Here is a 9,751-nt window from a genome sequence, read left to right as displayed (position 1 = left end):
TTTACTCCACCTGCGGCTAGCCTGGGTCAATGGACGATTTGATGATTTGTTTGCTTTCGCTGTCCCCCCCAACTGATACATGCGCCCTATTTTTGAGAAATGGACAAGGCCAGTTCAACGGCCAATTCCGGTTTAATTTCCCATTCCGTTAGCAGCCATTCTGCCGCTTGTTCAATTTCCGGGCGATGCGCTTCTAAACTTCGCCAATCTGCTACACTACGCAGTTCAGTATTATCCAGATATACTTGCCAATAGGCCGTGTATGCCAGGTGCACGGCAACAAATTCAGATTGCTCTTGCCGCCCTAGATATTCGGCGGCGTATTCGCGCAGCAAGTCGTGCATCCACCATATATCCTCATCAACTTCTTCCAATAGGCCGGCGTTGGTCAAATTCAATAAAGTGCGCCGGGCGGCTTCTTCATCGGTTTCCCATACGGCTTGCAGGGCGGGCAGTTCAAACTCGTTGCGGGCAAAGACGCCCAGCCGTTGCAGGCGGGCCTGGTCATCGTTATTCAATTCCTCGTAGCTGGCCTCAAAGGTCAGCATAATGCTCAGGTCGGGCCGGTCGCCTTGCTCCAGCACCAGCACCCGCCGCCGCTCTTGCAAGTCAGCCAGCAGAGCAGCCAGGGTGGTGGCCGGATCGGCATCGCGGCGCCGGGCTAACCGTCCGGCCCGGCGGGCGGCCAGCGTTAAAGCTAATGGTATTTTTTCCAGCAATTCACAGATAGCGGTGACGGTGGCCGGTTCGGTTGGCACATCCTCGGGGTCAAGTAGGTTACCCAAAAGCGTTTCAGCCTGGACGGGGGTCAGGACATCTATTTTTTTGATGCTTGCGGCCGGATCGGGCAGGGGCAGGTCATCCCGGCGGCTGGTAACTAATAGCGCGCAGGGTGGGCTGGGCGGCAGCAAACAAGCAAATTCATCCAGGTGGCGGCGGCGAATGTCGTCCAGCACCACCAGGGTGGCAGGCCGTTGGCGTAAAGCCAGAGTCAGGCTATCGGCGCGCAGGCGTAATTCTTCGCCGGGCAAGGTGATGCCCAGGGCGGCGGCAATGCGTTCCTGGATGGCGTATACATCGTTGGGGCCGCACTCCAGCCAGATGATATGCTCGCCAAAGTGATCTTTTAATTGATTGGCCGCATTAATGGCCAGCTCGGTTTTGCCAATGCCGCCAATGCCGCGCACCCCGGCCACGGCGGCCACATCGCCGGCCTTTAATCGAGCACACAGCCAATCCAGTTCATCGCTGCGGCCAACAAAAGTGCTGGCGCGCGGCCGGGGGATTTCGGTGGGGATGGGCTGGGGCGGACGGGCCGGTGCCTCCTGGCGAATGTGGGTGACATTGACCGTGGCTTGCGCGCCCGGCCCGCTGGCCTGGGCGTTATAATCACCTTCAATATGCTGCGATGCGGTAAAGTTGTTGTTGGGTGTCATTGCGCATCCTGATGGGTTAAGACTCTGTTTGTGATGAAAGCTGCGCCAGGGCTTGCTGCACCATGTCCACCTGCGGCTGCAACTTGATGGCCTCAAACAACTTTGCGGCGGTTTGGTAATAGTGCCTGGCCTTGGCCGGGTCATTTTGGGCCGCACTCACCTGCCCCAAAAAATAGTGTGACCAGGCAACATCATAGGCCGAATTTATGGCCTGATATATCTGTAACCCAGCCTGCAAAAATTGTACGGCTGCCAACCAATCTTGCTGACGCATTGCCAATTGTCCCAAGCTATCAATGCAGTTGGCCTCGCCCAGCCGGTCGCCAATCTGGGCATAGATGGGGCGGGCTTCCTCATACCGGTCGCGGGCGGCCTCGTATTCGGCCAGCCTGAGATGCACCTCGCCCAGGGCCTGGATGCAGTTGGCCTGTTGGCGGCTATCTTTAAGGGCCTGGGCCAGACGCAAGCCGGTTTGCCACACCAGTTGCCGTTCTAAGTTGAAACCCTGTAGCCTTAAGTAGTCATCTGCTGCATTCAATAATGTAAAGGCCTGTGCTTTTTGCTGTTGGGCCAGCCGGTTGAGCAGGGTTAACAGATGCGGCCTGGCCGGGTGTAGCCGCGCAAAACCAACACTGCCCTGAGTGCTCTGCTCTTTGAATAAGGTGCTGTAATAGTCGGCCAGCCGCTCTGGAATATCAGCCGGATGGTCCAACTTGCGGGCATAGGTTAAAATCAAAACGTGGCTCACGTTGTAACCGGGGCCGCTGCGTTGTAATAGCCCAAAATCTAACAACTCTCGCAGCGGCTGGCGTAGCGTATCCGGGGCTACCGCTAACGCCGCAGCCAGAGCTTCTCGCTCTATTGGGGCCAGGGCCAGCAGTCCAGCTACGGCCAACACCGCACACGCTGCCTCGCTCACTTGCCGCAAGCTTTTCTCTAGTAGCACGGGCACGCTGTCTCGCCGCCGGTTGCCCTGATCCAGCGCCTCCAGGGGCGAGCTTTTCAACCAGGCTAAATATTCGGCGGTGGTATCGCCGGTTTGGGCCAGGTAACGCCCGGCTAGCCGGACCGCCAGGGGCAGCCCCCCCATCAGGTGACACAGCGCCTCACAAACCGTGTAGTCGTCGGATTGGTTCCCGCCCCACTTGTGCAATAGCGAAACCGCCTCTGCCGGTGGTAATGGCCTGACGTCTTGCCACGCGGCCGGGGCATCGCCGTGTTTGCGGCTGGTAATCAACACGCCACACTGGCCTTTTACGTCCAGCACGGCCGGCAGGTTGTCGGCGTCTTCGGCACCGTCCAGCAGCAGCAGGGCGGCTCGTCCGGCCAGGGCGCGCCGGGCTGCCGCCTGGGGGTTGGGTTTAACTTCTTCGCCAAAGGCCAGGGCCAGGCTTTCCAGGGCTAGATCAGCCTGGGGCTGGTTGTAAAAGGTGTGATAAAAGACTCCATCGGGAAAATGGGCGGGCAATTCCTCACCGGGGGCCAGCGTCCATAACACCTCGGCGGCCAGGGCGGTTTTGCCGATACCGCCCGGCCCGCACAGCGTGCAAACGTGGCCCGGCCGTAACTGTTCCAGCAGCGTAGCCAGTTCCGTTTCGCGGTCGGTGAAATGCTCGGCCCGCGGCGGCCGTTGCAAGGGTGGCCGGTAGGGTTGGCCGGTGTGGATCACGTTGCCATCGCCCACCACCGCAATACCGCCGTGATCGGCCTGGGCAATGTTGCTTCCCTGGGCAGATTGTTGGCCGGGCAGTGACGGATCGCTCATTTTTCATCCTGTGGCGGCTGGTTGACATTAACGCTGGCCGTGCCGCCGTGGGTAGCCTGGGCAATGTTACTGCCAATAGCCACCTGGCTCACGCTGCCGCCGGTGTCGGCATCGGCCTGGGCCACCATCTCGCGGAGTTGGGCTTCAAAATCGGGGTCTTCCTTGAGCTTGGCCTCAATGAGTTGGGTGAGCGCGCCCTCAAATACCGCCGGATTTTTCTGATACAGGCGCAGCGCATCCTCAGCGTCTTTGTCACCGCTGAATTTGGACTTGACCAGATTGAATACACTCTCGCCGATTTTCTCGGCTACTTTTTCGCCAGCCTTGGTGAGGTAGGGGGTTAAAATAACCAGGGCCGCCGAGGCTAATGCAGTAATGGTAAGTGACATTTTTTGCTCCTTTTGTTGTTGAATTTTTTATAAAGTTACTCTTTTTGGACCACCTCAAACTCAGCCAGCAGCTCCGCCTGCTGGAGCACGGTTTCGGTGGCCAAGGCTTGCATATCGGGGGGGTAGCCGTATTGACGCAGAAGTCGCTTGACCGTTACTTTCATTTTGGCACGAACGCTCTCTTTTATGTTCCAATCAATGGTGGCATTTTTGCGCACCCGCTCCACCAGCACAATGGCTAACTCGCACAGCTTGGCGGTGCCCATCACCTCCCGGGCACTTTGGTTGTCGGCCAGGGCGTGGTAAAAGGCCAGTTCGTAGGTGGATAGCCCCAATTCTTCTCCCTCGGCGTCGGCTTGTTTGATGTCGCGGGCCAGGCCGATGAGTTCTTCGATCACTTCGGTGGTGCTGAGCAGTTTGTTTTGGTAACGACGGATGGCGTCGTCGAGCATATCGGCCAGCTTGCGACTTTGCACCAAGTTAGTTTTGCGCCGGGTGCGCAGTTCGTCGTTGAGCAATTTGCGGAGCAGTTCCAGGGCCAGATTCTCGTGCTCCATCCCTCTCACTTCGGCCAAGAATTCATCATCCAAAATCGAGATGTCAGGTTTTTTGATACCAGCGGCGTCAAACACATCAATCACCTGATCCGAGACAATGGCCTGGTCGATCACCTGGCGCACGGCGGTTTCTATTTCGGCGCTGGATTTGCCGTTGCCGGTGTATTCAAATTTTTGCAGGCGGGCGTTGACGGCCTGGAAAAACGCCACCTTTTCCTTATTGGCCATTGCCGTTTCGTGCGGTATCGATAAGGCCAATGCTTTGGAAAGGGCCAGCACTTCTTTGTTGAAACGGTCTTTGCCGTTTTCCAGGCGTAAAATGTGTTCTTCGGCTTGCAGAATGAGTGAGAGCTTTTGTGAGGTATCGGCAGTGAAGTAGGCGTGATAATTAAAACCGGCCATTAACTGGTCAACCACCTCCAGCCGGGCCAACAGGATATTGACAGCATCTTCCTGGGTTTCGGTGGGGCTGCCTTTGCCACCGCTTTCGGCGTAAAAGCTGAGGGCTTGTTTGAGATCGGCGGCGATGCCCAGGTAGTCCACGACGTGCCCGCCTGGTTTGTTGCCATACACCCGGTTGACCCTGGCGATGGCTTGCATCAGGCCGTGGCCTTGCATGGGTTTATCAACGTAAAGGGTGTGCAGGCAGGGCGCATCAAAGCCGGTGAGCCACATATCAATGACAATGACCATTTGTAGGGGGTCGTCGGGATCTTTGAAGCGGGCGGCCAGTTGGCGGCGCTGGCTTTTGGTGGTATGGTGGGCTTGCATTTTTGGCCCATCGGCGGCGCTGGCGGTCATCACCACTTTGAGGCCGCCCTGGTCCAGCTCGTCGCTGTGCCACTGGGGACGGAGGGCGATAATCTCGTGGTACAACTCTACGGCAATGCGGCGGCTCATCGCCACCACCATTGCTTTTCCGGCAAATACCTCTTGTCGCTGATCAAAGTGGGTCAAAATATCCTGGGCCACGTTCTTGAGCCGGGCCGGGTGTCCGACAATGGCTTCCAGTTGCGTCCATTTGGCTTTGGCTTTTTGCGAGGCTTCCAGGTCTTCACTTTGCAGTTCCTCGTCCAGTTCTTCGATCAGTTGGCGACCTTCCTGGGTCATCGTGACCTTGGCCAGCCGGCTTTCGTAATAGATGGGTACGGTAGCGCCATCGGCCACGGCCTGGGCGATGTCGTAAATGTCCACGTAAGCGCCAAAGAGGGCGGGAGTATTGATGTCGGTGCTTTCAATGGGCGTGCCGGTGAAGCCAATAAAGGTGGCGTGGGGTAGGGCGTCACGCATATATTTGGCAAACCCGTACATCGTGCGCTTGCCGACCACCTGCCCGGTTTCTTTGTCTTTGACATCAACCTCTTTGGCGCGGAGGCCGTACTGGCTGCGGTGGGCTTCGTCGGCGATGACCACAATGTTGCGCCGGTTAGAGAGTTGGGGGTAGGTAGTGCTGTCGCCTTCGGGGAAGAACTTTTGCACGGTGGTAAACACAATGCCCCCGGAGGCCACCTGGAGCAGCTCCATCAGGTGCTCGCGGCTGGCGGCCTGCACCGGCGGCTGGCGCAAGAGCTGGCTGCACCCGGCAAAGGTGTCAAACAACTGGTCGTCTAAATCGTTGCGGTCGGTGATGACTACCACGGTGGGGTTGTTGAGGCTGAGCACCAGCTTGCCGGTGTAAAAGACCATCGAGAGCGATTTGCCGCTGCCCTGAGTGTGCCAAAATACCCCGCCTTTGCGGTTGCCGTCGGTCGTGGCGGCCTGGAGGGTGGACTCAACCGCTTTGTTGACGGCATAATATTGGTGGTAGTAGGCGATCTTTTTGGCGGTTTGCACGGTGACCACGCCGGTGTGGGGGTCTTCAAATTTGGATTTTTCAAACACGGTAAAGTGGCGGACCAGGTCGAGCAGGGTGGCCGGGTTGAGCTGGCCGTTGATGAGAACTTCCAATTGGGGGATGTGCGATGCGGCCTCGGTTTGGCCGTCCTCGGTTTTCCAGGCCGAAAAGCGGGTGTAGCCCGCCGAGAGCGAGCCGGCGCGGGCGGTGAGGCCATCGGAAATGACCAGCAGGGCGTTGTAGGTGAAGAGGGTGGGGATTTCTTGTTTGTAGGTTTCCAGTTGGTCAAAGGCCCGGCGCACGTTGGTTTCTTCTTTGACCGGGTTTTTCAGTTCGACCACCACCAGCGGTAGGCCGTTAATAAAGAGCACCACGTCGGGGCGGCGGTTACTGTTTTCAATAATGGTAAATTGGTTGACGGCCAAATAGTGGTTGTTGGCGGGGGTGTCAAAATCAACCAGCCACACTTTATCGCCGCGGGTTTGGCCCTGGTGTTGATATTCAACCTCGACGCCGTTGGTGAGCAGGGTGTGAAAGGTTTGGTTGTTGGTAATGAGATCGGGCGAGGCAATGTTGAGCACCTCGCGCAGGGCTTGCTCCCGGGCCGGGGCGGGGATGTGGGGGTTAAGGCGCTGCACGGCCTGCCGCAAGTGGGGCAGCAGCACTACCTCGCTGTATGATTGGCGGGCGGGCGATTCGCCGTCCGGGGCAATGGTGGGGCCGTGGACGTACTCGTAGCCTAATTCTTGCAGGCGTTCCAGAGCCAGTTGTTCAACATCGTTTTCGTTCATAGCACGTTTCCGATTTAGGCTTGAACCCGAAGTTGCCCGCTCATCAGTTTGGGGAGCAAGGTATCGCGGAGGCGGGTGAGGGTTTGGATTTGATTGAGATTAACCATTGTTTTGTCGAAGATTGGAGATATTACTTTATCAAATACTTCTAGGGCATCATCGTCAGGTATTGCCAATTTCAGACTATTCATATTGCCTTGGTTGATTTTTAATTGAACGGCCCCTGTTACAATATGATTGACCTTTGCCCTCTTTAAGAACAGGTAAATGAAATTGGTTGAAATCTTGCCTTTACCCTGCAAAACATGGGCGTGATTGTTTGCCCAAAATTTACCAAATACATATTGCAACACTGGATGTCCATCATTATCTATGACAGTTCCATCTTCCCCCATCAGAACATAAACTCCATCAAAGAGGTAATTATCCACGTAATCCATTATTGACGTTGCGCCATAGTAAGGGTATGGTCCTTTCCTTTGCTCTCGTTCTCTACTCGATAGTGGTATTCTTTTACTATCATAATTGATTGAAATATCTCCAAATGTACCAACCCGCCAACCCTCTGGAATCTCCCCCAACTCTGAGACGACCATTGACCCGCCGGATGATTTGTAGGGTTGGCCGTGGTCGTTGGGAAACTCGAAATCAACAAACCAGCGTTTAAACACCGTTTGGGCGATTTGTTCCAGGGTGTGGTTTTGTCGCCGGAGGAGGTCTAATTTTGCGTCGAGGGTGGAGAGAAAGGCTGCAATGCGGCGCTGTTCTGACAAGTCCGGTACTTTAACTGGATATGGGTGTATATAGTTTCTGTTTAGGGATGGAACCGCACTACCTGAGTCAAAAAGTCGAAAATTTAAGGTCTTTAGAAGATAATATATAAACTTAGGATAGCTATTGTGAAATTCCTTCACATAGAGGGTAGTGTTGTGCGCCCAAAATTTAGATTCGACGAAAATCGGATTCCCTATACTATTTCCGCTTCTTCCAATAGTTATTCCATTCGATTCAGTTGTAAATTCGTTGTGATAACCGATAATTCCAACTGAACTAACGATGGGATAAGGACCATCCTTAAACTGCGAGGTTGTTAAATCGTGTCCTCGCTGAAAAGTTACAATCTCGCCTAAAGTTGTCTCCCGCCACTCGCTCATAATTCAAAACCAACCTTTGCCAACTGCGCCTTAATTTCGGCGTCCAGTTGCTCGGCCTCCTGCATCTGGTCGCGCAATTCGGTGGTCAGGGCGGCCATTTTTTCCTCAAAGGGGATGCCATCGTCATCCTCATCAGGGATGCCCACATAGCGGCCCGGCGTGAGCACGGTGTTGTGCTTTTTTACCTCGTCCAGGGTGGCGGATTTGCAAAAACCTTTCACGTCGGCATAGTTGCCGTCTTTTTTCAGCCATTCGTGGTAGGTGCCGGCCACGGTCTGGATGTCGTCATCGGCCAGGTCGCGGTTGCGGCGGTTGAGCATATAGCCCAGGTCGGAGGCGTCGATAAACAAAATCTCGCCGCGCCGGTCGCGGGCCTTGTTGCCGTTGCGGTAGCGGCTGAGAAACCACAAACAGGCGGGGATGCCGGTGTTGTAAAAAAGCTGGGTGGGCAGCATCACAATGCAATCCACCAGATCGGCCTCCACCAACTTTTGGCGGATGTCGCCCTCGCCGCCGGTGTTGGAAGAGAGGGAGCCGTTGGAAAGCACAAAACCGGCCCGGCCACTGGGGGCCAGGTGGTAAATAAAGTGCTGCACCCAGGCAAAGTTGGCGTTGCCGGTGGGCGGCGGGCCGTACTGCCAGCGGCCATCTTTGCGGAGCTGGTCGCCGCTCCAGTCGCTATCGTTAAAGGGGGGATTGGCCAGGATAAAATCGGCCTTCAGGTCGGGGTGGGCGTCGTTCAAAAAAGAGCCTTCGTTGTTCCACTTCACGTTAGAGCTGTCGATGCCGCGGATGGCCAGGTTCATTTTGCACAAGCGCCAGGTGGTCTGGTTGCTCTCCTGGCCGTAAATAGAGATGTCGTCCAGGCGGCCCTGGTGGTTTTGCACAAACTTTTCGCTCTGCACAAACATGCCGCCGGAGCCGCAGCAGGGGTCAAAAACGCGGCCCTGGTAGGGTTCCAGCATTTCCACCAGCAGTTTCACAATGCTTTCGGGGGTGTAGAACTGGCCGCCCTTGCGCCCTTCGGCCAGGGCAAACTCGCCCAGAAAATATTCGTACACCCGGCCCAGCACATCCTTGCTTTTGGCCTCGGCATCGCCCAGGGCAATGGTGCCAATCAGGTCGATGAGGCCGCCCAGCCCTTGCTTGTCGAGGTTGGGGCGGGCGTACACTTTGGGCAATACGCCTTTGAGGGTGGGGTTTTGCTTCTCGATGGCGTCCATCGCGTCGTCGATGTCGGTGCCGATTTCGGGGTCTTTGGCGCGGTCCTGCAAATAGGCCCAGCGGGCGGTTTCGGGCACAAAAAAGACATTCTCGGCGCGGTACTCGTCGGGGTCTTCGGGATCGGCCCCAGCGTACTCGCCCTCGCCGGTTTGCAGTTTGTCGTACAACTCCACAAAGGCATCGGAGATGTATTTGAGAAAGATCAGGCCGAGGGCAATGTGTTTGTACTCGGCGGCGTCCATATTTTTGCGCAGTTTATCGGCGGCTTTCCAGAGGGTTTGTTCGAGGGTTTGGTTGTTTTCTTTGGGCATTGATGAATCCTTTGGGGTCAAGATGTTTGTTGCTGAGATGAAAATTCATCCAGTAGCGCGATAAAGTCCGGGTGGTTGCGGATCAGGTCAAAGTCGGAGTCGGTGGGGATGGAGGCAAGGATTTTCTCCGGGTCAAGTTCTAGCGCGCGGCGGAGGGGCGACAAAGCGGCTTCAACATTATTTTGGAAGGCATAAGCGCAGGCAGTGTTGTAAAAGGCGTCGGCGTATTCCGGGTTCAACTCGATCGCCCGGGTGTAATCGGCCAGGGCCTTATCGTACTGTTTGAGGTT

7 protein-coding genes are annotated in these 9,751 nt (G+C 56.0%); all 7 read right to left on the bottom strand.

What is annotated here, in order from left to right:
• Nucleotides 1-86 precede the first annotated feature (86 nt).
• Nucleotides 87-1,436, bottom strand: a complete 1,350-nt coding sequence (locus tag JW953_09610; GenBank protein MBN1992951.1) for a hypothetical protein — start codon at nucleotides 1,434-1,436, stop codon at nucleotides 87-89.
• 16 nt (nucleotides 1,437-1,452) lie between these two features.
• On the bottom strand, nucleotides 1,453-3,201 hold the full coding sequence (locus tag JW953_09605) for a tetratricopeptide repeat protein (GenBank protein ID MBN1992950.1): 1,749 nt from the start codon (nucleotides 3,199-3,201) through the stop codon (nucleotides 1,453-1,455).
• On the bottom strand, nucleotides 3,198-3,590 hold the full coding sequence (locus tag JW953_09600; protein MBN1992949.1) for a hypothetical protein: 393 nt from the start codon (nucleotides 3,588-3,590) through the stop codon (nucleotides 3,198-3,200). Before JW953_09600 ends, JW953_09605 begins: the two co-directional genes overlap by 4 nt.
• 35 nt (nucleotides 3,591-3,625) lie before the next feature.
• A complete protein-coding gene (locus JW953_09595) occupies nucleotides 3,626-6,772 on the bottom strand; it encodes a type I restriction endonuclease subunit R (GenBank protein ID MBN1992948.1) in 3,147 nt (1,048 codons plus the stop codon).
• Between the two features lie 14 nt (nucleotides 6,773-6,786).
• Complete coding sequence (locus tag JW953_09590; GenBank protein MBN1992947.1) at nucleotides 6,787-7,926, bottom strand: restriction endonuclease subunit S; 1,140 nt, start codon at nucleotides 7,924-7,926, stop codon at nucleotides 6,787-6,789.
• The gene (locus JW953_09585) at nucleotides 7,923-9,461 is read right to left on the bottom strand and encodes an SAM-dependent DNA methyltransferase (GenBank protein MBN1992946.1); all 1,539 of its coding nucleotides are present in this window, start codon (nucleotides 9,459-9,461) and stop codon (nucleotides 7,923-7,925) included. The genes JW953_09590 and JW953_09585 overlap by 4 nt, the downstream gene beginning before the upstream one ends.
• Before the next feature lie 17 nt (nucleotides 9,462-9,478).
• Nucleotides 9,479-9,751, bottom strand: a 273-nt coding sequence (locus tag JW953_09580; protein MBN1992945.1) for a tetratricopeptide repeat protein, incomplete at its 5' end; no start/stop codon positions are given.

The organism is Anaerolineae bacterium (assembly GCA_016931895.1).
GTDB lineage: Bacteria > Chloroflexota > Anaerolineae > 4572-78 > J111 > JAFGNV01.
Note: the sequence above shows the minus strand (reverse complement) of the source record. Positions and strands in the feature narration are given on the sequence as shown.

Excerpts from the sequence above, each read along its gene's own strand:
- JW953_09610 (MBN1992951.1), bottom strand. The coding sequence starts at position 1,436 with ATGACACCCAACAACAACTTTACCGCATCGCAGCATATTGAAGGTGAT.
- JW953_09605 (MBN1992950.1), bottom strand. The coding sequence starts at position 3,201 with ATGAGCGATCCGTCACTGCCCGGCCAACAATCTGCCCAGGGAAGCAAC.
- JW953_09600 (MBN1992949.1), bottom strand. The coding sequence starts at position 3,590 with ATGTCACTTACCATTACTGCATTAGCCTCGGCGGCCCTGGTTATTTTA.
- JW953_09595 (MBN1992948.1), bottom strand. The coding sequence starts at position 6,772 with ATGAACGAAAACGATGTTGAACAACTGGCTCTGGAACGCCTGCAAGAA.
- JW953_09590 (MBN1992947.1), bottom strand. The coding sequence starts at position 7,926 with ATGAGCGAGTGGCGGGAGACAACTTTAGGCGAGATTGTAACTTTTCAG.
- JW953_09585 (MBN1992946.1), bottom strand. The coding sequence starts at position 9,461 with ATGCCCAAAGAAAACAACCAAACCCTCGAACAAACCCTCTGGAAAGCC.